At 71.4% G+C, this 25,645-nt stretch carries 22 protein-coding genes and 1 pseudogene; 12 read left to right on the top strand and 11 right to left on the bottom strand.

The features are described 5' to 3' along the window. The first annotated feature begins 41 nt into the window (after nt 1–41). On the top strand, nt 42–1,613 hold the full coding sequence (guaA, locus tag LB823_RS19265; protein WP_224650241.1) for a glutamine-hydrolyzing GMP synthase: 1,572 nt from the start codon (nt 42–44) through the stop codon (nt 1,611–1,613). A gap of 40 nt (nt 1,614–1,653) precedes the next feature. Further along, nucleotides 1,654–2,460, top strand: a complete 807-nt coding sequence (locus LB823_RS19260; RefSeq protein ID WP_224650239.1) for an SDR family oxidoreductase — start codon at nt 1,654–1,656, stop codon at nt 2,458–2,460. On the opposite strand, the gene LB823_RS19255 is transcribed toward LB823_RS19260, so the two are convergent. Both LB823_RS19255 and LB823_RS19250 read right to left on the bottom strand, forming a co-directional pair. After that, nucleotides 2,393–2,641: a hypothetical protein gene (locus tag LB823_RS19255; protein ID WP_224650237.1), complete on the bottom strand. Its 249-nt coding sequence runs from the start codon at nt 2,639–2,641 to the stop codon at nt 2,393–2,395. The genes LB823_RS19260 and LB823_RS19255 overlap by 68 nt on opposite strands. Beyond that, a complete protein-coding gene (locus tag LB823_RS19250; protein WP_224650235.1) occupies nt 2,631–4,010 on the bottom strand; it encodes a PspC domain-containing protein in 1,380 nt (459 codons plus the stop codon). Before LB823_RS19250 ends, LB823_RS19255 begins: the two co-directional genes overlap by 11 nt. A 143-nt stretch (nt 4,011–4,153) precedes the next feature. Between LB823_RS19250 and LB823_RS19245 the strand changes: the two genes are divergently transcribed. Both LB823_RS19245 and LB823_RS19240 read left to right on the top strand, forming a co-directional pair. Next, complete coding sequence (locus LB823_RS19245) at nt 4,154–5,563, top strand: PspC domain-containing protein (RefSeq protein ID WP_224650233.1); 1,410 nt, start codon at nt 4,154–4,156, stop codon at nt 5,561–5,563. Beyond that, nucleotides 5,560–6,231 (top strand): response regulator transcription factor, encoded by a 672-nt coding sequence (locus LB823_RS19240; RefSeq protein WP_224650231.1) that lies wholly within the window; start codon nt 5,560–5,562, stop codon nt 6,229–6,231. The genes LB823_RS19245 and LB823_RS19240 overlap by 4 nt, the downstream gene beginning before the upstream one ends. 11 nt (nt 6,232–6,242) lie before the next feature. Here LB823_RS19240 and LB823_RS19235 read toward each other — a convergent pair whose 3' ends face one another. After that, nucleotides 6,243–7,415: a serine/threonine-protein kinase gene (locus LB823_RS19235; protein WP_224650229.1), complete on the bottom strand. Its 1,173-nt coding sequence runs from the start codon at nt 7,413–7,415 to the stop codon at nt 6,243–6,245. A gap of 17 nt (nt 7,416–7,432) precedes the next feature. Beyond that, complete coding sequence (locus tag LB823_RS19230; protein ID WP_224650227.1) at nt 7,433–7,981, bottom strand: CGNR zinc finger domain-containing protein; 549 nt, start codon at nt 7,979–7,981, stop codon at nt 7,433–7,435. A gap of 50 nt (nt 7,982–8,031) precedes the next feature. On the opposite strand from LB823_RS19230, the gene LB823_RS19225 reads away from it, so the two are divergent. Beyond that, a complete protein-coding gene (locus LB823_RS19225; RefSeq protein ID WP_308011471.1) occupies nt 8,032–9,537 on the top strand; it encodes an amino acid permease in 1,506 nt (501 codons plus the stop codon). Between the two features lie 634 nt (nt 9,538–10,171). Then, nucleotides 10,172–11,149, top strand: a pseudogene (locus LB823_RS24185) (pentapeptide repeat-containing protein); the annotation flags it as partial. A 69-nt stretch (nt 11,150–11,218) separates the two neighbouring features. Here the strand turns inward: LB823_RS24185 and LB823_RS19215 are convergent. Next, complete coding sequence (locus LB823_RS19215) at nt 11,219–11,728, bottom strand: hypothetical protein (RefSeq protein WP_224650275.1); 510 nt, start codon at nt 11,726–11,728, stop codon at nt 11,219–11,221. Nucleotides 11,729–12,132: 404 nt separating this feature from the next. Here LB823_RS19215 and LB823_RS19210 point away from each other — a divergent pair, with 404 nt between their 5' ends. The 3 genes from LB823_RS19210 (at nt 12,133) to LB823_RS19200 (ending at nt 15,616) form a co-directional block, all read left to right on the top strand. Beyond that, nucleotides 12,133–12,945, top strand: a complete 813-nt coding sequence (locus LB823_RS19210; protein ID WP_224650225.1) for a hypothetical protein — start codon at nt 12,133–12,135, stop codon at nt 12,943–12,945. A 371-nt stretch (nt 12,946–13,316) separates the two neighbouring features. Next, entirely contained in the window at nt 13,317–14,027 is a 711-nt protein-coding gene (locus LB823_RS19205; RefSeq protein WP_224650223.1) for a hypothetical protein, read from the top strand. Further along, a complete protein-coding gene (locus LB823_RS19200; RefSeq protein ID WP_224650221.1) occupies nt 14,024–15,616 on the top strand; it encodes a DNA polymerase Y family protein in 1,593 nt (530 codons plus the stop codon). Before LB823_RS19205 ends, LB823_RS19200 begins: the two co-directional genes overlap by 4 nt. Nucleotides 15,617–15,636: 20 nt before the next feature. Here the strand turns inward: LB823_RS19200 and LB823_RS19195 are convergent, their stop codons facing one another. The 3 genes from LB823_RS19195 to LB823_RS19185 all read right to left on the bottom strand — a co-directional run bounded on the left by LB823_RS19195 (nt 15,637) and on the right by LB823_RS19185 (nt 19,242). Then, nucleotides 15,637–16,947, bottom strand: a complete 1,311-nt coding sequence (locus LB823_RS19195; protein WP_224650218.1) for a hypothetical protein — start codon at nt 16,945–16,947, stop codon at nt 15,637–15,639. A gap of 91 nt (nt 16,948–17,038) precedes the next feature. After that, nucleotides 17,039–18,310, bottom strand: a complete 1,272-nt coding sequence (locus tag LB823_RS19190) for a serpin family protein (protein ID WP_224650217.1) — start codon at nt 18,308–18,310, stop codon at nt 17,039–17,041. A 23-nt stretch (nt 18,311–18,333) separates the two neighbouring features. Beyond that, nucleotides 18,334–19,242, bottom strand: a complete 909-nt coding sequence (locus LB823_RS19185) for an amidohydrolase family protein (protein ID WP_224650215.1) — start codon at nt 19,240–19,242, stop codon at nt 18,334–18,336. 91 nt (nt 19,243–19,333) lie between these two features. Here LB823_RS19185 and LB823_RS19180 point away from each other — a divergent pair, with 91 nt between their 5' ends. Next, on the top strand, nt 19,334–19,795 hold the full coding sequence (locus LB823_RS19180) for a MarR family winged helix-turn-helix transcriptional regulator (RefSeq protein ID WP_224650212.1): 462 nt from the start codon (nt 19,334–19,336) through the stop codon (nt 19,793–19,795). A gap of 9 nt (nt 19,796–19,804) precedes the next feature. Here the strand turns inward: LB823_RS19180 and LB823_RS19175 are convergent, their stop codons facing one another. After that, a complete protein-coding gene (locus LB823_RS19175) occupies nt 19,805–20,848 on the bottom strand; it encodes an FAD-dependent monooxygenase (protein ID WP_224650210.1) in 1,044 nt (347 codons plus the stop codon). A 46-nt stretch (nt 20,849–20,894) separates the two neighbouring features. Between LB823_RS19175 and LB823_RS19170 the strand changes: the two genes are divergently transcribed. Continuing rightward, a complete protein-coding gene (locus LB823_RS19170; RefSeq protein ID WP_224650208.1) occupies nt 20,895–21,434 on the top strand; it encodes a TetR/AcrR family transcriptional regulator in 540 nt (179 codons plus the stop codon). Between the two features lie 10 nt (nt 21,435–21,444). On the opposite strand, the gene LB823_RS19165 is transcribed toward LB823_RS19170, so the two are convergent. Both LB823_RS19165 and LB823_RS19160 read right to left on the bottom strand, forming a co-directional pair. After that, complete coding sequence (locus LB823_RS19165) at nt 21,445–21,921, bottom strand: hypothetical protein (protein WP_224650206.1); 477 nt, start codon at nt 21,919–21,921, stop codon at nt 21,445–21,447. 21 nt (nt 21,922–21,942) lie between these two features. Continuing rightward, nucleotides 21,943–22,521 carry an MspA family porin gene (locus LB823_RS19160; protein WP_224650204.1) on the bottom strand — a complete coding sequence of 193 codons (579 nt, stop codon included), beginning with the start codon at nt 22,519–22,521 and terminating at the stop codon, nt 21,943–21,945. Between the two features lie 247 nt (nt 22,522–22,768). Between LB823_RS19160 and LB823_RS19155 the strand changes: the two genes are divergently transcribed. Next, a partial coding sequence (locus tag LB823_RS19155; protein ID WP_224650202.1) for an error-prone DNA polymerase occupies nt 22,769–25,645 on the top strand: 2,877 nt, incomplete at its 3' end.

Below are 25,645 nucleotides of genomic sequence, written 5' to 3'. Positions count from 1 at the left end.
TCTGTCGGAACGCGGCCCCGCCCGCGACTAGACTGAGCCGGGTGACGGACTCCTCACCCAACCCGGTTCTGGTCGTCGACTTCGGCGCGCAGTACGCGCAGCTGATCGCGCGCCGCGTCCGCGAGGCGCGGATCTACTCGGAGGTGGTGCCGCACACCATCACCGCCGAGGAGGTGCGCGCCAAGAACCCCGCCGCCATCGTGCTGTCGGGGGGCCCCGCGTCGGTCTACGCGGAGGACGCGCCCAACCTCGATCCCGCGGTCTTCGACCTCGGCGTCCCGGTCTTCGGCATCTGCTACGGCTTCCAGATGATGGCCCGGGCCCTCGGCGGCACCGTTGCCAACACGGGCGGGCGCGAGTTCGGGCGCACCACCCTCACCCCCCAGGGCGACGGTGTCCTCCACGTGGGGCTCCCGGCCGAGCAGCCGGTGTGGATGAGCCACAACGACGCCGTGCAGGTCGCGCCCGAGGGCTTCGCGACGGTGGCGTCGACCCCCGGCGCCCCGGTCGCGGCGTTCGAGAACGTCGGCAAGCAGATGGCCGGCGTCCAGTACCACCCCGAGGTCCTGCACAGCCCGCACGGCCAGGAGGTGCTCACGCGCTTCCTGTACGAGATCGCCGGGCTGAAGCCCACCTGGACCGCGGCGAACATCGCCGAGCAGCTCATCGAGGACGTCCGCGCCCAGGTCGGTGACGGTCTGGCGCTGTGCGCGCTGTCCGGCGGCGTGGACTCCGCCGTCGCGGCCGCGCTGGTGCAGAAGGCTATCGGCGACCGTCTGACCTGTGTCTTCGTCGATCATGGGCTGCTGCGGCAGGGCGAGCGCGAGCAGGTGCAGCAGGACTTCGTGGAGGCGACGGGCGCGCGCCTGATCACCGTCGACGCTGAGGACACCTTCCTCGGGCACCTCAAGGGCGTCTCCGATCCCGAGGAGAAGCGCAAGATCATCGGCCGCGAGTTCATCCGGTCGTTCGAGGACGTCGTCTCCGAGGCGCTGGGCGCGCGGGCGGCCGAGGGCCACACCATCGACTTCCTCGTCCAGGGCACGCTGTACCCCGACGTGGTGGAGTCGGGCGGCGGCGCCGGCACGGCGAACATCAAGAGCCATCACAACGTGGGCGGCCTGCCGGAGGACCTCGAGTTCACGCTCGTCGAGCCGCTGCGCCTGCTGTTCAAGGACGAGGTCCGCGCGGTCGGCCGCGAGCTGGGCCTGCCGGAGGAGATCGTCGGCCGCCAGCCCTTCCCCGGGCCGGGCCTGGCGATCCGCATCGTCGGCGAGGTCACCAAGGACCGGCTCGACCTGCTGCGCAAGGCCGACGCGATCGCGCGCGAGGAGCTCACCGCCGCGGGGCTCGACGGCACCATCTGGCAGTGCCCGGTCGTGCTGCTCGCCGACGTCCGCAGCGTGGGCGTGCAGGGCGACGGCCGAACCTACGGCCACCCGATCGTGCTGCGCCCGGTCAGCTCCGAGGACGCGATGACCGCGGACTGGACGCGGGTGCCCTACGAGACTCTCGAGATCATCTCCACCCGTATCACGAACGAGGTCGAAGAGGTCAACCGCGTGGTGCTCGACGTGACGAGCAAGCCGCCGGGGACCATCGAGTGGGAATAGCGGTCACGATCTGACCGGTGCCGCCGGTACCGTCGTTGCCATGACGATTCTGGTGACGGGTGCAACGGGCAACATCGGACGGAAAGTGGTCGACGAGCTGGTGGCGAGGGGTGTCACGGACATCCGGGCGTTGACCACCAACCCCGCGAAGGCGGCGCTGCCGAGCGGGGTGGAGGCCTTCAGCGGTTTCATCGGCAAGCCGGAGACGCTCGACGGCGCCTTCGAGGGCGTGACCGGGATGTACCTCGCGCCGTACGAGCCCACGGCGGCGGAGGTGCTGCGCCGGGCCAAGGACGCGGGCGTCCAGTACGTGGTCGCCACCTCCGGGAGTGCGCACTGGCAGGCGCTCACCGACACGATCCTGGCGAGCGGCATCGACGTGACCGTCCTGGGGCCGGGCGAGTTCATGGAGAACTTCGCGGGCTGGGCGGGCCAGGTCGCCACCGGCGTGGTCCGCGAGCCCTACCCGGACGCGGGGAGCGCGCCGATCTCCATGGACGACATCGCTGCGGTCGCAGCCGCGCTCCTCGCGGCCGACGATCACGCCGCGCACGTCGGGAAGGTCTACGAGCTGACCGGGCCGAGCTTCCTCACCCGGGTCGAGATGGCCGCGCAGATCGGCGAGGGCATCGGCCGCGAGGTCGGTTTCGAGCAGATCAGCCGCGAGGCGGCCGAGGAGGCCCTGCGCCCCGAGATGGGCGACATGGCCGGCTGGTACCTGGACCTGCAAGACGCCTCCCGCCGGTACCGGCAGGAGGCGAACTCGCTGGTCGAGGAACTCAGTGGGCGTCCGGCGATGAGCCTGGCGCAGTGGGCGGGGCGGAATCGGAGCCTCTTCGCGGCCTGATCAGGGTCACCCCCGCCACGACGACGGCGCCGATCGCGAGGATCCCGAGCAGGGTGCCGGCGTCGATGAGGCGGGGGCCGCCCACGATTCCCCAGGCGGCGATCGCGAGGGCCGCGATCCCGGCGACCAGGAGAGCGGGCGACGTGCCGCGCTCGCGACCGGAGCTGTTGTCAGCGGACACGATTCACCTCCACATTGCCCACGTTGCCCTGGGCGTCGATGGTCAGGGTGGGGGCGCCGGGGGTCACGACGCTGTTCAGCGCCGTGGGGCAGTCGGAGTCCCCGACCGACACCTGGCACTGCACCTTGACGTTCATCGCGGCGGGGATCTGGATCTGCGTGTCGCCCACGCCCACTCGGGTGGTCACGGTGCGGTCGTGGTCGAGGGTGAGCTGCCGCAGGTCGAGCTGGAGTGAGCCCACCTGCAGGACGTACTGCTCCTGGAGGTCGGTGGGCGAGGGCACCACGAACTGCTTGTCGCCGCGCGGGGCGTCGGCGAAACCGCTCATCACGTTCTGCGCCATCGTGCCCACGATCACGAAGCCCGCCAGGGGGATCGCGACGGCGAGCAGGCCGTAGCCGCTGCGCCGGAAGGCGCCCGCGACGAGTCCGGTGCCCACCACGCCGAGCACGATGGCGGCGGCCACCACCGGCGAGATCGGCACGCCGAACACGAGGTTGACGGTGGCTATCGCCGCGGCCGTGAGCAGCGCGATGCCGAGCGTGACGGGCGTGATCCGGGTGCGGCGCTTGGGCTCCACCGGGACCGGGGCGTGCGCCGCCGCCGGCTCGGGCAGGTCCCACGCGAAGGGCGCGGCGCCCAGCGGATCCCAGCGCGGCGGATGGATCTCCTCGGTGACCTGCGTCTGCACGCGCGGGGCCTCGGGGGCCGGCGCCTTCCGCAGGTTCAAGGGCTCCGACGGTGCCGATGCCTGAGGGGGCTGCGAGGTCGCGTCCGCGGGGCTCGCCTCCGGGGCCTGCTCGGGAGCCGGTGCGTCGGCCCTCGGCGCCTCGGGGGCGGGGGCCGCGGTGGCGCGCGGATCAGTGGGCGTCCACACGGGCTGCCAGGGGAACTGGGCCGCGGGCGGCTGCCACGCCCCGACGGGGGCCGCCGGCGCGAGCCGCGTGGAGACGGCGGTGCCGGGCGGCGGCACGGGCAGGCGCTGGTGCAGCGCGTACCAGCCGGCCGCCAGCAGGGCGAGGCTGATGATCCCGGCGCCCGGCCAGGACGAGCTCATGCCGCTGCCGAAGCTCACCGCGATCACCGCGGCGATGATGAGGACGAAGGTCGGCGGGCCCGAGCGCTGCACGGGCGTGCCGTACGCGTACTCGGACTCCTTGGGGAGCACGAAGACGCCGACGATGTAGGCGACGAAACCGAGTCCACCGAGCACCGTCGCCCCGATGAACGCCGCGCGGACCAGCGCGACGTCCACCTGGTAGCGGCGCGCGAAGCCCGTGCACACGCCGGCGATCGGCGCGTTGCGGGCCCGGAGCGGCCTGGTCTCCCACATCTGCCGGAGCTGGCTGGAGAGGGTTGTCGTATCCATGCCTTCGATCCTGCGGGCCGCGGCCGCCCCGGTCCATCGGGATCTACCCTGAAATCGCGGCGCCGCGCCTCGGGGTGAGGGGTGATCTTTCAGGGGCTTCCCCGATACCCGAGGGCGAGGATCCGTGCCACCATCGAGGGATCATGAGCAGACGAGCACAGCGCCGGTGGGCGCGGAACCAGGCTCGCCAGCAGGCGTGGCAGCAGGGCTGGCAGAACTGGCAGCAGGGGTGGCAGCAGGGTGCCGAGCAGGCGTCGGCCGCCCCGTTCCGCGCGCCCGCGCCCGCCGTCGCGCGTCCCGCCGTGGTCCCGCCGCCGCCCCAGCCGGCCCCGGCACCGTCGTACACCCGCCTGTACCGCCGCAACGGCGGCGCGGTGATCGGCGGCGTGTGCGGCGGCATCGCCGATCACCTCGGCGTCGACGCCACCAAGGTCCGCATCGCCTTCACCCTGCTCGCGCTGCTGGGCGCGGGCGTGGTGATGTACGCGCTGCTGTGGTTCATGTGCCGCCCGGGCACCGACACCGAGCATCCGGACCCGGCCGAGCGCCGCCAGGGCCTCGCGCTGGCGGTCCTGGGCGTCGTCGGCGCCGCGACCCTCGCCTCCGTGGCGAGCAACACCAGCGCCGGCTTCGTGGTGCCCGTCCTGGTCATCGGGATCGGCGCGGCCCTCGTCTGGCGGGAGGCCGATTCCGCCTCGCGGACACCGGCGTCCACGCACGCGGGCGGCTCCCGGCTCATCACCGGGCTGCGGATGCTGGGCGGGGTCACGCTGGTGATCGTCGGCCTCGCCGTGGTCTTCCTGGGGCGGGTCGACGTGGCCGCCATCCCGACGGCGCTGGCCGCCGTCGTGCTCACGCTGGTCGGCGTCGCGCTGCTCACCGTGCCGATCTGGGTGCGCATGTGGCGCGACCTCGGCGCCGAGCGCGCCGCCCGGGTGCGCACCATCGAGCGCGAGGAGATCGCCTCGCACCTGCACGATTCCGTGCTGCAGACGCTCGCCCTCATCCAGAAGCAGTCCGCCGACGGTGCCGCTGTCAAGCGGCTCGCCCGCAGCCAGGAGCGCGAGCTCCGGGAGTGGCTGTTCGGCGGCTCCGAGGCGCCGGCGCAGTCCCTGGCCGCGGCGCTCAAGGCCGCCGCGGCGGACGTCGAGGACGCGCACTCGGTCGCGGTCGACGTCATCACCGTGGGCGACGTCGAGGGCGCCGAGCTCGGCGTCGACGACCGGTTCACGGCCCTGCTCGGCGCCGCCAAGGAGGCGATGGTGAACGCCGCCAAGCACTCCGGCTGCGAGAGTATCGACACCTACGCGGAGGTCGACGAGGCGTCGGTGTCCGTCTTCGTGCGCGACCGCGGCGTCGGATTCGACCTCGACGGGGTACCGTCGGACCGGCAGGGCCTGGCCAAGTCGATCCGGTCCCGGATGGAGCGCCGCGGCGGCAGCGTCGCGGTCCGCACCGCTCCGGGCCGGGGCACCGAGGTGCGGCTGTCGATGGCGAGGCTCGCCGAGGGCGACGAGACGGTCGCGCCGGAGACAGCGGAGGAGAGTGCGTGAGCTACCGGGTGTTCCTGGTCGACGATCACGGCGTGTTCCGGTCCGGCGTGCGCGCCGAACTGGCCCGTGAGGATTCCATCGAGGTGGTGGGCGAGGCCGGCACCGTCGGCGAGGCGGTGGCGGGGATCCTCTCCGCCGGCCCCGACGTGGTGCTGCTGGACGTGCACATGCCCGACGGCGGCGGCGTCGCCGTGCTGCGCGGCGTGACCGACGGCGCCCCGCGCGCGAAGCTGGAGAAGGCGCCGGTCTTCCTCGCGCTCAGCGTCTCCGACGCGGCGGAGGACGTGATCGCCACGATCCGCGCCGGCGCCCGCGGCTACGTCACCAAGACGATCTCGGGGGACGAGTTGGCGGATGCGGTGCGCCGCGTCGCCGAGGGCGACGCGGTCTTCTCGCCGCGGCTCGCCGGCTTCGTGCTCGACTCCTTCACCGGCCGCTCGCCCGTGCCGGAGCCCGCGCTCGACCCGGAGCTGGACTCGCTCACCCCGCGCGAGCTGGAGGTGCTGCGCCTGCTGGCGCGCGGCTACACCTACCGGGAGATCGCCGAGGACCTGTTCATCTCGGTAAAGACCGTCGAGACGCACGCCTCGAACGTGCTCCGCAAGACGCAGCAGAGCAACCGCAACGCCCTCACCCGGTGGGCGCACACGCGCCACCTCGCGGACTGACCGCGCCGGGCTCAGCCCAGCGCGATGATGATGCCCGCGATGATCGCGGCGAGCACGATGAAGCCGCCGATGATCCACGCCGCGAGAACGGCGTTCGACATCTTCGACGGCGGCGCCACCGGCGGAGGTACGTAGGCGCTGGGCCGCGGGGCGGGCGGGATCGGCCGCTTCCGCTCGATCGGGTCCGACGCCGTCGTGCGCGCCGACGGTGCCCGGTCGCCGGGGGTGCGCTCACCGGCGGTGCGCCGCAGCCACACCGCGGGCGCGCCCTCGGTCGCCTGCAGCGGGGCGGCGAGGATCGCGGCGGGGTTGCCGCCGCCGGCCGCGACCGCGGCGAGCCGGTCCCGCGCCTCGATCAGCGAGGGCCGCCGCTTCGGGCTCGGCTGCAGCATGTCCAGGATGACGCGGACCAGCGGACCGTCGTTCTTGGGCGGATTGATCTGTCCCAGCGCGACTTTGTGCAGCAGGGCGATCGAGTCCTCGTCGACGCCGAAGGGCGGCGCGCCCTCGAGCGCGGTGTACAGCGTCGCGCCGAGCGAGTACAGGTCGGAGGCCTCGGAGGGCTCGGTGCCGCGGGCCACTTCGGGGGCGAAGTAGGCGGGCGTGCCGGTGATGATCCCGGTGGGGCCGGCGTCGTCGCCCTTGGCCCGCGCGATGCCGAAGTCGGAGAGCTTGACGGTGCCCGACGCGCGGCCGCGGTTGGCGATCAGGATGTTGCCCGGCTTGATGTCCCGGTGGATGATCCCGGCCTCGTGCGCCTCGACGAGGGCGTCGGCCATCTGCGCGCCGATCTGCGCCACCTGCCGCTCGGGCATCGAGCCGGTCATGTGCAGCACCTGGGCCAGCGAGCGCGAGGGCAGGTACTCCATCACCAGCCAGGGCTCGCCGCGGTCGAGGGCCACGTCGTACATGGCGACGGCGTTGCGGTGCTGCAGCCGGGCCGCGAGCCGACCCTCGTGCAGGGCGCGCCGGCGCAGCTCGTCGGCCTCCTCCTGGGTGAGTCCCTCGGTGGAGATGACCTGCTTGGCGGCGACGTCGCGCTCGAGGCGCTCGTCGCGGGCGAGCCAGACGGCGCCCATGCCGCCGCCGCCGATCTTGGAGGTGAGTCGGTAGCGCCCGGCGACCAGGTGATCGGGCCCGGGAACGCCCCTGATCGCGCCGCTCGCACCCGTCGTTTCCGCCACGCCGTTGATCCTAAGGGTCAGGCCCGGCGCGCGCGGTACGCGGCCACGTTCAAGCGGTTGTTGCAGCCGTCGTCGCAGAATCGGCGGGAGCTGTTGCGGCTGAAGTCCACGAGCACCCCGGCGCAGTCCGGCGCGGCGCAGCGCCGCAGCCGGTCGAGGGCGTCGGCGCGGACCACGTCGACCATGCCCATCGCGGGCTCGGCGAGGAAGCGCTCCGCGATCGGCGTCGCGTCGTTCCAACCGTGCAGGTGGTACGGCCAGTCGTCGTGCCGCACGAGCTGGGGGAGGACCGCCGCGTCGCGCAGCATCCGGTTCACCAGGTCGACGGTGCCGGCCTCGTCGCCCGCGAGGTCCCACAGGCCGCGCAGGACGCGGCGCACGGCGTGCACGCGGTCCAGCTCGTCCTCGCGCAGGGGGATGGGCCCGGTCCAGCCCCAGCGCTCCACGAAGGCGCGGAGCGCGGCGACGTCGGGCAGGCGCTCGGGGCGCTCCGTGCGCGCGTCGGAGGCGGTGTTCACCAGATCGGCGGCGCTCGCGAGGGCGGATCGGGTGTCGTAGGAGAACATGACGCTGCGAATGCTAACCGGATGGGCGTTGCGGTCGCTACTCTCATCGGGTGTCCAGCCCTCTTGGAATCACCCCCGACGACTCCCTCCGCCAGGGACTGCAGAGCCGCCACATCAGCATGCTCGCGCTCGGCGGCGCGATCGGCACCGGTCTGTTCGTGGCGTCCGGCGCCACGATCAGCCAGGCCGGCCCCGGTGGCGCCCTCCTGGCCTACGCGCTCATGGGCGTCATGGTCTTCTTCCTCATGCAGAGCCTCGGCGAGATGTCGGCGTACATGCCGTGCAGTAATCCGTTCGAGGAGTACGGCAGCCGGTTCGTCAGCAAGTCCTTCGGCTTCGCGGCCGGGTGGAACTACTGGTTCAACTGGTCGATCACGCTGGCCGCGGAGGTGGTGGCGGCCGGCCTGATCATGAAGTTCTGGCTGCCCGACGTGCCCACCTGGATCTGGTCGGTGATCTTCCTCGCCGGCCTGTTGGCCCTGAACCTGTTCGCGGTGAAGGCCTTCGGCGAGGCCGAGTTCTGGTTCGCGTCGATCAAGGTGATCGCCGTGGTGATCTTCCTGATCGTCGGCGTGCTGATGGTGTTGGGCGTGGTCGGCGACGGCCCGGCCCCCGGCTTCTCGAACTGGACCATCGGCGACGCGCCTTTCGTGGACTGGCCGCTGGGCATGCTCTCGGTGTTCCTCATCGCGGGCTTCGCCTTCCAGGGCACGGAGATGATCGCGGTCGCGGCGGGCGAGGCGATCGAGCCGAAGAGCGCCATCCCGCGCGCGGTACGCACCGTCTTCTTCCGGATCCTGGTCTTCTACATCGGCACGCTGACGATCATCGCCTTCCTCATCCCGTACACCAGTCCCGAACTGCTGGACGCCTCCGCGGAGAACGTCGCGGTGGCGCCGTTCACGCTGGTCTTCAAGCTCGCGGGCATCGACGCCGCGGCGTCGATCATGAACGCGGTCATCCTCATCGCCATCCTCTCCGCCGGCAACGCCAGCCTGTTCGCCGCCACGCGCGCGCTGTACGGCCTGGGGGTGGAGGGCAACGCGCCGAAGATCTTCGCCAAGGTGACCAAGGCCGGCGTTCCCATCGCTGCCACGGCGGCGACCACCGTGATCGGCTGCCTGTGCTTCCTCGCCGGCCCGAAGGGCGATGGTGCCGCGTACACGGTGCTGGTCGCGGCCTCGTCCGTGGCCGGATTCGTGACCTGGATCGGGATCGCGTGGGCGCACTACAAGTTCCGCCAGGCGTGGAACGCACAGGGACGCTCGCTCGACGAGCTGCCCTACAAGGCGTGGCTGTACCCCGCGGGACCGATCGTGGCGCTCCTCATGTGCATCGCGGTCGTCGCGGGGCAGTACTACGTCGCGGTGAATGATTCCGACACGGGAGGCAGCGTCAGTCTGCTGCTCACCACCTACGCCGCGCTGATCCTGTTCCTCGGGCTGTGGTGGGGGCACAAGCTCATCACCAAGGCGCCCTCCGTCGACCCGAAGGCCGCGGACCTCTCGCCCGTCGCCGCGGCCTCCGCGCACCACGATCCGGATCGCGTGGGCTGATAGTCCGATCGCTCGATGGCGGCGGATCGCCCCGACGGGAGCGATCCCCGTCGTTCGTCCGGTCGCAGTGAGGTCGCCCGCTGTGATGCGCGCACGAAAGGCCAACGGGCGCAAGCATCCCGGCCTGATCGACTAACCCAACTGGTCCTCGCTCCACACCGGGCGGGGATCAGTGGTCGATAGGCGGCGGGCTACTGATAGGCCGGGTGGCGTCTCCGACAATGCGACTATGACGACCGGCTCGCATATGCACTGCAAGCATCCACCCACAGGCGCAGCGCGTGCCCGATGCCGGCGAGGCCTCCCGCCGCGTGCGCCCACATCGCGACCAGCTCGAATGGCATACCCCCGTGAGGCGGGGCGTAAGGCGTACGCCGCGCGGTACGAGGACCCCGAATCTGACCACGACCTCCCTGCGCTCATCGAGGTCCTGATGGTCGCCAACGAGCGTGTGGCAGAGCGTAGGGCGATACGCGAGTACGACGCGCTCGAAGACATCGCGTAAGAGACGCCTCAGCGCAAACCGTGAGCGCTTAAGCACTATTCGCTCTGGTACGTGCTCAGTCGCACCTTGTCAGAGCGCTGCAATGCCCTTTAGCCCCTTGATCTCCCTTGCAGAAGCTACGCTCCGTGTGTGGAAGATCGCACGGGGGAACACGGGGCTCCACGCCGCGTCCGATTCTACGCGTGGCCTCTCCTTGCTGTCGTCTCAGCGATCGGCGGTCTTCCGCCACTCTTGTTCGCGACACTTGCTGATAACCCGGATTGGGGCCACTTCTGGGAGAAAGCTGCGCAGCCGTACGCGACGTTTGGTGCTGGCCTGGCCGCTCTCACTGCGGGTGGGCTTGCGTTCTGGAACGGAGAACGAGGACGTTCGCAGAGCGACGAGCATGAACGGAGTCGGCGTACTCAAGAAGTTGAGAGCGCGCTGCATAATCGATTCTCAAATGCTGTCACCTCGTTAGCGGACAGCAATCCAATAATTCGCTTGGCGGGCGCAAACTTACTTGGATCCATATCGGATGAGTGGGTTCGTCGCGAGAATCTTCCTCAATCTACAGTGTGTCTTGAAATTCTTGTGGGCTATTTGAAGCGAGCCAATCCTGACCGTGGTCCTGAATCGGGTGACAACTCGGTTCGGCAGGCAATCGCCGGAATACTTTGCAGCCGACTACAGGGGCGCCCATTCGAGGTCGACCTACGGAATATGGACCTATCGCATACGGATCTCAGACGCCTGTCGTTCAAGGGATTTCAGCTAGACGGGAGTTCCTTTGACGGGACAGATCTATGGGACACCGATTTCAGTTCATCACTATTGCAGAGCGCCACCTTCGTGGGCGCAAACCTAACCGCTACTAAGTTTCAGCACTGTACCGCAAGCCTGGCAGACTTTAGTGGTGCAACTCTGCGTCGAACTGATTTTACTGACTGCTCAGTCATGGGGGCAAATTTCGACGGCGCAGTAGGCGTCTCGGCGCGGGACCGCGAGAAGATTGGCAGCTTGTCCCACCTGGGGCACGACTTCGAGGCGCAGGCCCCCAAATTCAAGAATAGCTACTTAATCGGAGCTAAATTGACCAATGCGGACTTCTCGGGCGCCGATTTCTCGGATTGTAAGATGCAGGTTTGCCGGATTGAGAACAGTCAATTCTTTCGGTCCCGGTTCGATTCGGCATCGCTAGGCGGGTCTTCGATTTCCCGCAGCTTGTTCGCAGAGGCCAAACTTGATCGGACTACCCTCAGTGACAAGTTCGGCGTCGTGGAATACGACGCCGAGACGATATGGGGTAGCGGGGTTGCGCTCACTGATGCCGCATTGGTTGAAGTCCCAACCCAGGGACGGCGAAGTGACAACGACTCTCGTGCGTCCTCCACTGAGCCCGTCCCTCCGCGTGTGGGAGAGGCGGGCGCAGAGCGAGAGTGACTTTTCCTCGATCGCGTCGTCGGCCTCGGTGCGCTTGGCCTCCTGCTCCTTGAGGTAGGCCGCGTACTGGCGCTTGAGCGCGGTCGCGTCCTTGGAGTCGAACGCGTAGCGAGCACGTCCTTCCTCGGCGCGCTTGTCGTAGCCCACGCTGCGCAGGAACTTGCGAAACGTCTTGGCGTCGGGAGCTCCAATCTTCTCGGCGGCCTCGATGGTGGTGAGGTTCGATATGGTGGTCCCTTCGATGTGGTCGTGAGCATTGCTCACGGTTGAACGTGAGGACCATAAGAGGCCGGGGCCGGCTGTCCAAGGTCGTAGGCGAAAGAGCCACGTCAGCGCTGTGACCAGCAACGGCGCTCGCGGCACGTCCACACGGATGCCTGAGCGCGATGCTGAGCGTCTGACTGACGTTCGCGCGCACATCGACGTGCATACGCGTACGTGAGGCGCACGGACGACTTGGGGACATCGCCTCGCTGGTGCGTCTAATTGGTGTGGACGATGAACAGCTCGATCGACTCCTTGAGGACTACTGGCTGACGTGGCTGAGTAGTCAAGAGGTCGAGGTATCGCCTGAACTCGATGCCCGCATCCTCAAAGCGATGGCGGACGTGACTACCCATGCCGGACCGGGGGTAAAGTCGCCTGAGGCGTAGCACGGAAGAGGAGGGGTGCTGGTGGAGTTTCTAAAGTACGGTGTAGGTTGGATTCTAGCTGTCACAGCGATCGCCGCGAGCGGGTACTACTTCGTCTACGGAAAGCGGAGAAAAAAGGTAGAAGTCGACGTCCAGGCGCGCGGTCTGGTTCTGGCGTCAGCGAAGGACCACGGCGAACTATCTGTCGGCTTCAATGGCAAGGCGGTAGTCAACCCTTACGTAATCGACTTCTCGGTGCGCAATGTCGGACATAAGGATATATCCACTAAGGATTTCGATGCGGACGGTTCACTCTCGTTCGATGTGGGAGCCGAAATCGTGGCGAGCCTCCTCGCGTCGGGAGGCGTCGACGGAGATCGTGTGGCCGCAGGCGAAGGCGAGAAACAGATCCGAGTAACTCCCGGAAAAATAGCGACTGGTCAGGCGTTTCGAGCGCGAGTTCTAGTCGACGGCGAGCCGTCAATTGCAATGGCTCAGAACCCTTTGATCGACACGGATTTGGTCCTTGCTGAGGTTCAGCGCGCCAAGCAACGCAAGAATGAGAAGCGGCTACTGATATGTGCGGGTTCAGTTTCTCTTGCGATTGCCGCTACAGTAATCGTGCTGATGGCGTTCAAAGAGGAGTTCCACATTGAGGTTTCAGGAGATGGTTGGAATAAGGGTTCAATTACAAGTCCGGTCTGGGCGGTAGTTCTTCAGTGGGCATTCTACGTGATCGTGCCAGGTCTCAGCTTAGTTCCACTCGGGCTCGCATTCCGAAAGCAGGCACGTAAGCGCACCGATTCGGACGATGGCGATGTGGCGGAGGTGTCGATCGCAGGGGTGTAAATAACGGGCCGCAGCCCAAACAAGGAACCCTCTGGGGGCTGATTGCAACGGGTGTAAACACGCACGTGGGATACTCGACTGTCGTCATCCCGCGGACGGTGCCCGGCTGGAGAGCTGATGCGCGCGGCGCATCGCCTCACCGCAGAAAACAAGCGTGACCTGCGACGATCGCGTGATGCGCTGGGCGCATCGTCCTTGCGGAACCTCTCACCTCGGCGCTTGACGCCGTTCGGATCGCGGATCTACGCTGAGATCAGATCGAACAGAAGTTCTAGTCATGTCTTCCCCGTGGCTCGGCTTCCGCACTGATCGGTGACGCGGGATCCGAAGGTAGGGGAGGGGTGTGACACATGTCCGCACGTGTTCAAGCGTTGGCAGGCAATCGCGAGGAGAAGCTGGCGGAGCTGCGCAAGCGGCTCGCGACGCTGCCGGAGAAGCATCGTCCGGCGAAGGCGCAGGCGCCCGTGGAGGCGCCGCTGCAGGACGAATCAGCGCAGCTCGGCATGGGTGTGCTGCCGGTGCACGAGGAGCTGGCCCGGCTGCTGCCGGGCGGCGGCCTGCCCCGCGGCACGGTCGCGGAGCTCTCGGGCGCGGGCTCGCTCGCGGTCTCGCTGGTGGCCGGCGTCTCCCGGGCGGGATCGAGCGTCGCGCTGTGCGGCGTCTCCGGCTTCGGCATGGCCGCCGCACTCGAACAGGGGGCCGATCCGGAGCGCATCGCGCTCATCGCCGGCCCGCTCGCGGACCCGGTGACCGTCGCCTCGATCCTGCTCGACGGTGCCGACGTGGTGCTGTGCGAGCTCGGGGGCATCGCGGTGCCGCCCAGCCGCGGCCGCGCCATCGCCGCCCGGGCCCGCTCCCGGGGCTCGATCCTGCTGGTCACCGGCGGCCGCTGGGAGGGCGCCGCGCTGCACCTCGGCGCGCGCGTGCGGGGCTACACCGGCCTCGGCGCCCGGCCGGGCCGCGGCCGGATCCGCGGGATCGACCTGGTCTTCTCCGCCCGCGGCCGCGGCTGCGTCAACCCGCAGCGGGGCGCCGAGCAGTACTGGGGCGCCGAGCAGCGTCGAATGGCGGCGGCGCAGTGACCGCGCAGCGCATCCTCGCCCTGTGGTGCCCGGACTGGCCGGCGGCCGCCGCGGCGGCGGACGCGGACCTGCCGCCCGACCGCCCCGTCGCCGTCCTGCACGGCAACCGGGTCGTCGCCTGCAACGCCCCCGCCCGGGCCGACGGGGTGCGCCGCGGCATGAAGCGCCGCGAGTCCCAGGCCCGCTGCCCGGGGCTGCACATCGCCCAGGCCGACGAGGGGCGGGACGCACGGCTCTTCGAGCCCGTGGCGGGCGCCGTGGCGGCGCTGATCCCGCTCATCGAGGTGCTGCGCCCGGGGCTCGTGGTGATCCCGGCGCGGGGCGCGGCGCGCTTCTTCGGCGGCGAGGAGCAGGCGGCCGAGCGCCTCGTGGACGCGGCGTCCTCGGTGGGCGCGGAGTCGCTCGCCGGCATCGCCGACGAGGTGTTCACCGCGGCCCTGGCCGCCCGCCGCGGCGTCGTCGTGCCGCCGGGGGAGTCGGCGGCCTTCCTCGCCCCGCTGCCCATCGCCCAGCTGGGGGCGGAGCCGGCGCTCGCGGGCGGCGACCGCACCGAGCTGCTGGACCTGCTGCGCCGGCTGGGGCTGCGCACCGTCGGCGCCTTCGCGGCGCTCACCGCGACCGACGTGGCCACCCGCTTCGGCACCGACGCGATCGCCGCACACCGGCAGGCCCGCGCGGTGCCGGACCGGCCGCCGTCCACCGCAGCCCTGCCGCCCGGGCTGGAGGTGGAGCTGCGGCCCGACCCGCCCATCGACCGGGTCGACGCGGCGGCCTTCGCGGGCCGCGCCCTGGCCACGGAGCTGCACGGCAAGCTGTCCGCGGCGGGCGTGGCGTGCCTGCGGCTGGAGGTCTCCGCGATCGCGGAGAACGGCGAGCGGCACAGCCGCATCTGGCGCTGCGCCGAGCCGCTCACCCCGGACGGCACCGCCGACCGGGTGCGCTGGCAGATCGACGGCTGGCTCACCGGCGGCCGGTCCGCGAAGCGGGGCGGGGAGGGCGGCCCGGGCGCCCCGATCTCCCTGCTGCGGCTCGAGCCCGTGGAGGTGGTCGACGCCGGCGCGCTGCAGGCGGGCATGTGGGGCGACGATGCCGACGGTGCCGCCCGGTTCCGCCGCGCCCTGGTCCGGGTGCAGGGCCTGCTCGGCGGGGAGGCGGTGCGGATGGGCGTGCGCAGCGGCGGCCGCGGCCCGGCCGAGCGGGTCACCTGGGTCCCGCTGGGCGACGAGGTGGTCCCGGAGCGCGATCCGGCCGCGCCGTGGCCGGGTCGGATGCCGGAGCCGGCGCCGTCGGTGCTGGTCACGGGCGCCGCGGTCACGATCACCGACGCCGCGGGCGCGGCCGTGCGGGTCACCGAGCGCGGCGTCTTCACGGGCGAGCCCACGCACCTGGTGTGGGGCTCCCGCGACTGGTCGCTCAGCTGGTGGGCGGGGCCGTGGCTGGTCGACGAGCGCTGGTGGGCGGCGGACGGCGCCGCCGAGCCGCGGGCCCGCGCCCAGGTGCTGCTCGAGCCCGCGCCCGGCCGCGACGACGGGCGGGCCCTGCTGCTGCAGTACGCCGGGAGCTGGGAGGTGGAGGGGGTGTACGAGTAGGTGGGCCGCCGCCCGGGGAGTCAGCCCGCGCTGCCCGAGAAGGCCACCGAGAGGTACGGGTTGGTGTCCGGCGCCGGGGCGGCCCGGAACCGGTTGCGACGGTGCTTCGCCCGCTTCCCGGGCGTGAGCGCCGTGCCCTCGGGATCCTCGGGTCCGGGCTCGTCACCGGGGTCCACGACGGTGTCGTCCGCCTCGTCGGGGGCCTCGTCGGCCGGCGGCAGAACCCGGTGGTGACCCGCGGCGGGAACGTCCTCGACGGGGGCGGGCTCGTCCACGGGGGCTGCGGCGGTGGCCTCGGCGGGCTCCTCGATCGGGTCCTCGACTGTCGCTTCGACGGCCGCCGGCACTGCGGCGGCGATCGCCTCCCGGCGGCGCACGCGATGGGCGACGGCGAGCGCGGCCAGGTAGGTGACGGTGCCGGCGGCGCCGCCGACCACGAGCGCCCACGCGAGGGGCCGCGCGATGCCGGGGTCCGGCGCCGGGGCGGGCGCGCTGGTCACGGACCGCAGCCGGGTCTGCGTGAGGGCGAGCTGGCCGTCGATGGCGCCGAGCGCCGTTTTCAGCTGTCCCACACCGGTGGTCAGGTTGGTGACGGAGGCGTTGACGTCCTTGCGGGCCGAGGCCAGCTTGGTCAGCCCGTCCCTCAGCTGCCGGGCGGCGCTGCGCGCGGAGGTCAGGGAGGCGTCGGCGTTGGCGGAGGCGCTGCTCAGGCTGCTCGTCATGGTCGAGAGCGTGCTGCGCATGCCGGCCACGTCGTCGAGCGCGCCCACGCCCTTCGAGCCCGCGAGCGCGCGATCGAGCTGCGCAACGGCCTCGGCCGAGCCGGGCGACGGGTGCTCGATCAGCCGCCCCCGCAGCGCCACGAGGGCGGCGCGGGTGCCGGCCGCCACCTGCTGTAGGCCCTGCGTGCGCTCGAGCGCGCCGCCGAGCGTGGCGGTCGCCCGGTTCACCTGGTTCAGGGCGGCGGAGAGGGAGGAGGCCTCGTCGAGGCCCGAGACCAGCTGTTCGGCACCGGTTTTGGCGGTGTCGACGCTGTCGAAGATCTGCGGAACCGAGCTCGCGGAGGTGTTCAGCCCGTTCCCCGCCGAGACCACGGCGTTGGACAGGAGGCCGAAGAGCGCGCGCGACTCGTCGGCGGCCTTGAGGGCGACGCGCGTGTTCTCGGCGTTCTCCCGTTCCTGGGCCGGCGCGGGCGGGGTGGTCCCCGCGGCGATGAGGAAGGTGGCGCCGCCGGCGACGAGCGCGATCAGCACGGCGAGCAGCGCGGTGCCCGTGAGGGCCCACGCCGAGCGGGCCGCCGCGCGGAGCGGGCGGGTCAGCTTCATGGTCATGCCTCAACCTTAACGTGAAGTCGAGACTTTGGTGAAAAGATAACCGCCGGAAGAAATTTGAATTTGCAATGTCAAGGTGGGCGAGTGCGGACTATCCGCCCGGGCGGTTGACCGTCCCCATCACCAGGGGCATCCCCGTCGCCGTGTCGACCACCGAGTACGCGAAGGCCCGGTCCACCACGAAGGGCGCGGGGCCCGGCGCGGGCTCGGGGGCCGGCGTCGCGGTCGCGGTGCCGGCGGCGGTGCCCTTCTCGCCCACGGTGAGCACGGCGGCGGCGCGGGCGTCGGCCAGCCACGGCGCCCCCGGGGCCACGCCGTCGAGACCCGGGCCCGCGAACAGCCCCGTCAGGCCCACGTCCCGGAGCGGGTCCGCGAGGCCGGTCCAGGTGGTGGTGCGCCACTTGGGCAGGCTCACCTCGTGCGGGGCCGACGGTGCCCCCGCCAGCGCGATCCTGGCCGCGGTGAACCGGCCCTCGCTCGCCGCGTCGGTGAGCGGAGTCCCGGGGGTGGGCAGCACGATCTGCAGCGCGAGCGTGGTGCCGTAGTCGAGCTGCAGCGCTGTGAAGCCCTCGCCCGCGGCCACGCGCGCGGGCACCGTGCCGCGCATCGTGAGCGGGTCGAGCACCGCACCGTCGGCGGCGGTGAACGGCGCGGGCCGGGTGCGGGCGGCGTCGAACGGGAAGCGCCACGCGGCCGCGAGGTAGGCGGTGGTCGCCGCGGCGAGGCGGGTGGTGGAGTCGACGCGCAGCGGTGCGGACGTGAAGCTGCTGCCGGTGTTCACCGCCACCCACTCGCCCAGTGGTTCGCCCACGCCGGCGCCGAAATCGACGGGGTAGACGCCGGTGTCGTAGGAGGCCGACAGCGTGTCCAGGTACTCGGCCCGCACCCGGCGGTCCTCGGGCTGCTTCGCGGACAGGAGCGCGACCTGCGACTGGAACAGCGGCGTCGCGGGCGGCGTGTCCGCGGGCACGGTGCCGGGATCGCCCGCCCACTGCGCGGTCTGGCCGGTGAGCGCCGCCATCGCCCGCGGCACGTCCTTCGCGGCGCCGAGCCCGGCACCGTCGAGCTGCGCGGCGGTCTCGCCCTGTGCCCCGGCCCGGAGCATCCCGAGCAGGCTCAGGACGGACCAGGGCGAGACGGCGGTGCTCCCGGCGCGGGGGTCGCCGGCCGCGAGCCGCGCGCCGAGGCGGGTGGCGGTGGATACCAGCGCGGTCACGTCACCGCGTGTCTCGTCGATCCCCACCTGCTCGAACGCGGTCTTGGACCGTTCGAGCGAGAGGGCCTGCGGCGCCGACGGTGCGCCGCCGCACGCCGCGAGGGTCCCCGCGACGAACAGCGCCACCGCGGCGCGCCGGATCTGCATGAGGGCCATCGTACGGCCCGCGCTCAGGCGCCCGCGCGCTCCAGCAGGGCGCGGCCGTTGTGCCACAGCACCTTGCGCATCCACTCGTCGCCGAGGCCGAGCCGAGCGAGCCCGAAGAGCTGGTGCGCGTAGTCGTAGGGGATGTTGGGGAAGTCGCTGCCCAGCACCACCTTGTCGGCGAGCGCGCCGAGCCGCTCGACGTAGCCGGGCGGCATCGGCGCGGTGCGCTCGGTGAAGTCGGTCGCGGCCATCGTGGTGTCGAGGTACACGTTGGGGAAGCGCTCGGCGAGATCGGCGAACCGGTCGTACTCGGGCATGCCCAGGTGCGCGATGACCAGCGTCAGTTCGGGGTGCCGGCGCAGCACCTCGGCGACCCGGTCGGGGCCCGTGTACGGCCCCTCCACGGGGCCGGAACCGGCGTGGATCACCACCGGGATCCTGTCGGCCGACAGGACCTCCCAGGCCGGGTCCAGCAGGGGATCGTCGGGCGCGAAGACGCCCACCTGGACGTGCATCTTGAACAGTCGCGCACCGTCGGCGACGGCCTGCGCGACGTACTCGCCCACGCCGGGCTCGGGGTAGAGCGTGGCGCAGTGGATCCCGTCGGGAACGCGACGCGCGAACTCGGCGCACCAGTCGTTGAGCCACACCGCCATCCCGGGCTTGTGCGGGTAGGTGAGCGCGGGGATCGCCGTCACGCCCATGCCGCGGATCAGCTCCAGGCGCGTGTCCTCGTCGAACCGGTACCGGATGGGCCACTCGCGGCCGTACTCGGAGCTCGCGCGGTCGAAGAAGTCCCACACCTTGAGCAGCATCGGCTCGGGCAGGAAGTGCACGTGGATGTCGGCGAGGCCGGGGATGCCGAGGGCCTCCAGGTAGCCGGCGATCTCGTCGTCGGAGGTCGGTCCCGTCGTCGTGCTCGGACTGCTCATACCGGTCAATGTACCCACCTCGGTGAGGCGCCGTTCACCGAAATGAGGAGGCGGTAAAGTCGAGTCCCGACGTGATGTTCGGGGGTGTGTGATGGTGGACGCGGGAAGCACCCGGTGGTTGTCCGACGAGGAGATGGCGGCGTGGCTGCCTCTCATCCACGTGGCGATGCGGCTGCCGGCCAAGCTGGACACGCAGCTGCGGACCGACTCCGGCATCACCCACTACGAGTTCATGGTGCTCGCGCAGCTCTCGCAGGCGCCGGACCGCACCCTCGGGCTGTCGGCGCTCGCCGAGGCCGCCAACTCCTCGCCCTCGCGGCTCTCGCACGTGCTGCGCAAGCTCAGCGAACGCGGCTGGCTGGTGCGGCACGCGGAGGGCCGCTCCGCGTACGCCGAGCTCACCGACGAGGGCTTCTCCGCGCTCGACGGTGCCGCCCGCGGGCACGTCGCGGAGGTGCGCCGGCTGGTCTTCGACCACCTCACGGCGCGCGACGTCGCGGCGCTGCGGGCCGCGCTCTCCAAGGTCACCCCGGGGCTCGCCGACGAGGCCTGACCCGGGCCCTCAGGCCGCGGCGGCCACCGCCCGCAGCAGCAGGTCCCGCGGGGCGCGCAGCCGCGAAATGAGGGCGACGTGCCGCATCGCCCGCGAGAGCAGCATCGTCCGCTGTCCCGCGCGGCGCCGCGCCGCTTCGTAGGCGCGCAGCGCGGGCGCCGCGTCGCCGCCGACATCGGCCGCCGCGCCGAGGGCGTCGGCCAGGGCGGCGGCGTCCAGCAGGGTCTCGCACGCGCCGCGGCCCAGGTTGGGTGCCATGGCGTGGGCCGCGTCGCCGAGGAGGGCGACGTTGCCGCGCACGATCCGCGGCAACCGCGGCAGGTCGCGCGATCGGTAGTGCAGGGCCGTCTCCGCCTCGATGCCCTCGATGGTCTCGGCCACCCGCGGGGCCCAGCCGCGGTACATCGCGCGGAGGAAGCCGCGCGGGTCCTCGTCCGGGCCCGGGGTGCCCGGCGGAACCACCCGCGGATCGAACTCCGAGTACCAGTTGATGTAGCCGCCGTCGCGGGGCGTGACGCCGAACAGTCTTCCCGGGCCCCAGTATTCGGTGAACACGTCGGTGTCGCCGGGACACCGGCCGATGAGCACGTCGACGCCGAGGGGCCGCGGCGCCACCTCGTGCCCGACGACGTGCGCGCGGACGACGCTGCCGATGCCATCGGCGCCGACGATCACGTCGTGGGTGAGCCCGTCGAGGCCGGCGCGGCGATCGCCGAACCGGACCGCGGGTGCGCACGCGGCGAGGGCTTCGAGGAGCCGGGGCCGCGAGATGATGACGGTGGCGCCCTTCGCCCGCACCTCGGGGCCGAGCCGGTGCCCCTCGGCGCTGCGGATCTCCGCGATCCGCTGATCGATCCCGATCTCCCGCACCGCGTCCGCCGCGCCCACCCGCTCGAGCACCGCCATCGCCTCGGGCCACATCCCGAGGGCGGTGCCGGTGGTGGGGAGCGACGCCGCGCGTTCGAAGACCTCCACCTCCCAGCCCTGCTGCGTGAGGAGCGCTGCGGTGGCCAGCCCGCCGATGCCGCCGCCGATGATCGCTGCCGTGGTCATGACTTCACGGTACTACAAACGTAGTATTCGGGTACAGTCCTCGCTCATGGGCAGACGGGAAGAGGTCCTGGACGGGGCGATCGAGGTGCTCGGCACGCTCGGCCTCCGCGGACTCACGCACCGCGCCGTCGACGGCACCGCGGGTGTGCCTGCGGGGACGGCGTCCAACTACTTCCGCTCGCGCGCCGCGCTGGTGCGCGGTGTCGTCGAGCGCCTGGTGGAGGAGGACCTCGCCTTCTGGGCCGCGTTCGACGGGGTCCAGGAGTCCACGCCGGGTGACGTGGCGGAGCGTCTCGCGGAATTCGTCCGCTGGTCTATCGGCGACGGTCGGGTGCGGGGCGTGGCGCGGCTCAACCTGTTCGCCGCGGCCGCGGTGGAGCCGGACCTGCGCGAACCGCTCCGGCGTGGACGTCGTGCCGTCGAGCTCGTCGGTGAGCAGGTCGGTGCCGCCATCGGCCTCGGAGTCGCCGAGTCCGCGCTGGTGATGGACGCCACCGACGCCCTGATCACGCGACAGCTCGCGATGCCGACCGAGGGTTTCGACCCGTTGCCCGCGCTGACGACCCTTCTCACGCGTCTGCGCTGAAGGGGCCCGGCTAGCGGGGCGCCTGAGCGACGACCGTGCCTCGGTCCGCCGGCGGGCCGAGGGTGTCGACGCCGTAGTCCCAGGACTTGCCGTTCGGGGCGCCGATGCCCGCGAAGGGCGGGTTGGGCGCCTGCGGCAGGTTCGGGGCCTGCCCGCTGCCGATCGGAGAGGTCGGCGTGGACGTGGTGGGCGTGGTCGTGGGCACCCCGGTCGGCGGGCAGGCGTAGCCGGGCTGTACGTAGACCGCCTGCTCGTAGCCCGGGCCGCCCATGGCGCTGCACCAGGTGTAGCCGCCCGGCAGGGTCCAGGGCGGAAGGCTGCCGTCCGTCGGGTACGGCACGCGCGTCGTGGCCGGAAGCCCGCTCGGGTCGGCGGACGCGGGCGGGGAGGTCATGGGGAACAGCAGGGAGGTGCCCAGGGCGAGCACTGCGAGGCCGGCCGTCGCGTACCAGGGCGCGCGGGACGGGCCCGTGGATTGTGTGTTCATCGGATTCGTTCCCATCTCGAGTCAGATCGGCAGGGAGGCGGAGTAGGTGAAGACCTCGTTGTCGAACTCGCTGGAGGACATCGTGATCCCCGCCCCGATGCGGACGCCCACGTTGCCGGCGCAGCCGTCCACCCTCACGTGGACGCCCTCGACCGAGACGCCCGCGCGGTTCTTCGCGATGGTCTTCTTCCGGACGACCGAGGTGGCGATGCCGCCCGGTTTGATCACGGTGGAGACGTTCGCCGCGGCCCCGAGTCCCGCGCCGACGCCGGCGCCGATGTTGAAGGAGCCGCCGGCGATCGACAGTGCCGGGCTGACGGAGACGCTGGGGCCCACGGTGGCGGAGACACCGCCGCCGACGGCGACCCCGGAGGCCACGTCGACGGCGCAGCCGATCTGGACGATGAGGGCCATCGAGGCGCCCTCGATCGGGCTCGAGCCGGCTCCGTCGACGCTCCCGACGGCGGTCGCCTTGAAGAACGCCTCGCGACTGGTGGGCGTGCCGGCCAGGTTGGAGACGGGGTTGACCTCGACGCCCTGCAGCTGGATGCGGACCTTCCAGCCGTCCTTGGTCGTCCGCGAGATCTGAGTGTCCTTCATCGAGGTCGGAGCGCCCACCGCCTGGGGTGCGGCGGCGAACGTTCCCGCTGCGACGGCGAGGATGCACATGGAGGTGGTGGCAAGACGTGTTGCGCGACCGGTGTTTTGGCGGTCGCGCAGGCGGGCTGAGGTCACGTGGGGAGACGCTAGCAACCGACGATCCAAGCGTCAACTACAAAAATAGTATGACAAGCGTATCCGTTCGACGGCGATAGTCGTATCGAACATGTGAGCGTATGATGGGGGAGTGGGATGGAGTAACGGGCCGAGCTGGTCGGAGATGGAGCGGGTGCTCTCCGGGCGGGCCCCGGTGCGCCGGGCGGAGGAGCCGCCGGGCGACGGTGGCGACTCCCCGGCCTGGTCCCGCAAGCGGGAGCCCTACGTTCCGCCCCCGGTTCCGCCCAGTGGCGGTCTCCGTTCGTCCCGCGTGCCCTACGCGGAGCTGCACGCGCACACCGCCTTCAGCTTCCTCGACGGCGCCGCGCAACCGGAGGAGATGGTCGAGCAGGCCCACGCGCTCGGCCTGAAGGCCCTCGCGGTCACCGACCACAACGGCTTCTACGGCGTGGTCCGGTTCGCCGAGGCGGCCTTGGAGCTCGGCGTCCCCACCGTCTTCGGGGCGGAGCTGTCCCTGGAGCACGACACCGAACGCACCGGCGCCGAGGACCCGTCGGGCGAGCACCTGCTCGTCCTCGCCCGCGGGCAGGAGGGCTACCGCCGCCTCTCACGCGCCATGGCGGAGGCGCACATGGAGGCGGGGGAGAAGGGGCTGCTGCGCTTCCATCCGGACCGCCTGGCCGAGTGGTCCGGCGGCCACTGGCACATCCTCACCGGCTGCCGCAAGGGCGCGGTCCGGCGCGGCCTCGCCGCCCGGGGGCCCGACGGTGCCGCCGCCGCCCTGGCGCAGCTCGTCGACCGGTTCGGCGAGGGGCGGGTGAGCATGGAGCTCACCGTCCACGGCGTCCCCGAGGACGACGAGCGCAATCATCTGCTGGCCGGCGTCGCGGCGCGGATGGGGGTGGGCACCGTCGCCACCACGGGGGCGCACTTCGCCCGTCCCGGCCAGCGTCACCTGGCGTCGACGCTCGCGGCGATCCGCGCCCGCCGCAGCCTCGACGAGCTCGACGGCTGGCTCCCCGCCGCGGGCGGCGCGCACCTGCGCTCGGGTGACGAGATGGCGCTGCTGCTGCCCGAGCACCCCGGCGCCATCGCGGCCGCCGCCGAGCTCGGTGCCGAGTGCGCCTTCAGTCTCAAGCTGATCGCGCCGAAGCTGCCGCCCTTCGACGTCCCGTCGGGCCATACGGAGGCCACCTGGCTGCGCGAGCTGACCCGGCGCGGGGCGCTGGAGCGGTACGGCCCGCCGGAGTCGAATCCGCAGGCGTACCGGCAGATCGAGCACGAGCTGAACGTGATCGAGACGCTCACCTTTCCCGGCTACTTCCTCATCGTGCACAGCATCGTGACCTTCTGCCGGGACAGCGACATCCTGTGCCAGGGCCGGGGCAGCGCCGCCAACTCGGCCGTCTGCTTCGCGCTCGGCATCACCGCGGTCGACCCGGTGCGCAACCAACTGCTCTTCGAGCGCTTCCTGGCCCCCGAGCGCGACGGCCCGCCCGACATCGACGTGGACATCGAGTCCGACCGTCGCGAGGAGGCGATCCAGTTCGTCTACCGGAAGTACGGCCGCGAGTACGCCGCGCAGGTCGCGAACGTCATCACCTACCGCGGGCGGTCCGCGGTGCGCGATACCGCCCGCGCGCTCGGCTACTCGCAGGGGCAGCAGGACGCCTGGAGCAAGCAGATCTCCAGCTGGGGGTGGCGACAGGATCCGGTGCCCGAGGGCATCCCGGAGCGGGTGGTCGAGCTGGCCACGCAGATCGCGGACCTGCCGCGGCACCTGGGCATCCACTCCGGCGGCATGGTGATCTGCGACCGGCCGATCGCCGACGTCTGTCCCACCGAGTGGGCGCGCATGGAGAACCGCAGCGTGCTGCAGTGGGACAAGGACGACTGCGCCGCCGCGGGGCTGGTGAAGTTCGACCTGCTGGGCCTCGGCATGCTCAGTGCGCTGCACTACGCGAAGGACCTCCTCGCCGAGCACAAGGGCATCGACGTGGACTTCGCGCAGCTCGACCTCACCGACGAGAACGTGTACGAGATGCTCTGCCGCGCCGACTCGGTGGGCGTCTTCCAGGTGGAGTCGCGCGCGCAGATGGCCACGCTGCCGCGCCTGAAACCGCGGACCTTCTACGACCTCGTGGTGGAGGTCGCCCTCATCCGGCCCGGCCCCATCCAGGGCGGCTCGGTGCACCCGTACATCCGCCGTCGTAACGGGCTCGAGAAGCCGGCGGTCGAGCACCCGTCGATGTGGAAGACCCTCGAGCGCACCCTGGGCGTGCCGCTCTTCCAGGAGCAGCTCATGCAGCTCGCGACCGACGTGGCCGGCTTCTCCCCGGCGGAGGCCGATCAGCTGCGCCGCGCCATGGGCTCGAAGCGCTCCACCGAGAAGATGGAGCAGCTGCGGCAGCGCTTCTACGACGGGGCCCGGCACCGGCACGGCATCGAGGGGGAGGTGGCCGACCGGATCTTCGAGAAGCTCGCCGCGTTCGCCAACTTCGGGTTCCCCGAGAGTCATTCGCAGTCGTTCGCGTCGCTGGTCTTCTACTCCTCGTGGTTCAAGCTCTACCATCCTGCGGCCTTCTGCGCCGCGCTGCTGCGGGCCCAGCCGATGGGCTTCTACTCGCCGCAGTCCCTCGTCGCCGACGCGCGGCGGCACGGCGTCACGGTGCACGGGCCGTGCGTGAACCGCAGTCTGCCGTGGGCGGATCTGGAGAACGCAGGGGCGGAGGTCCGGCTCGGGCTGGCCGCGATCCGCACCATCGGCGACGACCTCGCCGAGCGCATCGTCGACGAGCGGAAGGCGCACGGCGCCTACGCCGGCCTCACCGACCTCACCGCCCGCGTCGAGCTCACGGTCGCGCAGTCGGAGGCGCTCGCGACCTCCGGTGCGCTGGACTGCTTCGGCCGGGATCGGCGGCAGGCGCTGTGGGAGGCCGGCGCCGCCGCCCGCGAGCGCCCGGACCGGCTGCCGGTGCGTGACGGCCCCACCCACCAGCACGCGGTC

This window comes from Tsukamurella sp. M9C, assembly GCF_020169415.1.
Taxonomy (GTDB): domain Bacteria; phylum Actinomycetota; class Actinomycetes; order Mycobacteriales; family Mycobacteriaceae; genus Tsukamurella.
The sequence above is the reverse complement of the archived record's forward strand: the minus strand, read 5'-3'. Positions and strand labels throughout refer to the sequence as shown.

Bases quoted from the DNA above. Each gene is read 5' to 3' on its own strand.
- LB823_RS19260 (WP_224650239.1), top strand. From the start codon at position 1,654: ATGACGATTCTGGTGACGGGTGCAACGGGCAACATCGGACGGAAAGTG.
- LB823_RS19250 (WP_224650235.1), bottom strand. From the start codon at position 4,010: ATGGATACGACAACCCTCTCCAGCCAGCTCCGGCAGATGTGGGAGACC.
- LB823_RS19245 (WP_224650233.1), top strand. From the start codon at position 4,154: ATGAGCAGACGAGCACAGCGCCGGTGGGCGCGGAACCAGGCTCGCCAG.
- LB823_RS19230 (WP_224650227.1), bottom strand. From the start codon at position 7,981: ATGTTCTCCTACGACACCCGATCCGCCCTCGCGAGCGCCGCCGATCTG.
- LB823_RS19195 (WP_224650218.1), bottom strand. From the start codon at position 16,947: ATGACCATGAAGCTGACCCGCCCGCTCCGCGCGGCGGCCCGCTCGGCG.
- LB823_RS19190 (WP_224650217.1), bottom strand. From the start codon at position 18,310: ATGCAGATCCGGCGCGCCGCGGTGGCGCTGTTCGTCGCGGGGACCCTC.
- LB823_RS19185 (WP_224650215.1), bottom strand. From the start codon at position 19,242: ATGAGCAGTCCGAGCACGACGACGGGACCGACCTCCGACGACGAGATC.
- LB823_RS19180 (WP_224650212.1), top strand. From the start codon at position 19,334: ATGGTGGACGCGGGAAGCACCCGGTGGTTGTCCGACGAGGAGATGGCG.
- LB823_RS19175 (WP_224650210.1), bottom strand. From the start codon at position 20,848: ATGACCACGGCAGCGATCATCGGCGGCGGCATCGGCGGGCTGGCCACC.
- LB823_RS19170 (WP_224650208.1), top strand. From the start codon at position 20,895: ATGGGCAGACGGGAAGAGGTCCTGGACGGGGCGATCGAGGTGCTCGGC.
- LB823_RS19165 (WP_224650206.1), bottom strand. From the start codon at position 21,921: ATGAACACACAATCCACGGGCCCGTCCCGCGCGCCCTGGTACGCGACG.
- LB823_RS19160 (WP_224650204.1), bottom strand. From the start codon at position 22,521: ATGAAGGACACTCAGATCTCGCGGACGACCAAGGACGGCTGGAAGGTC.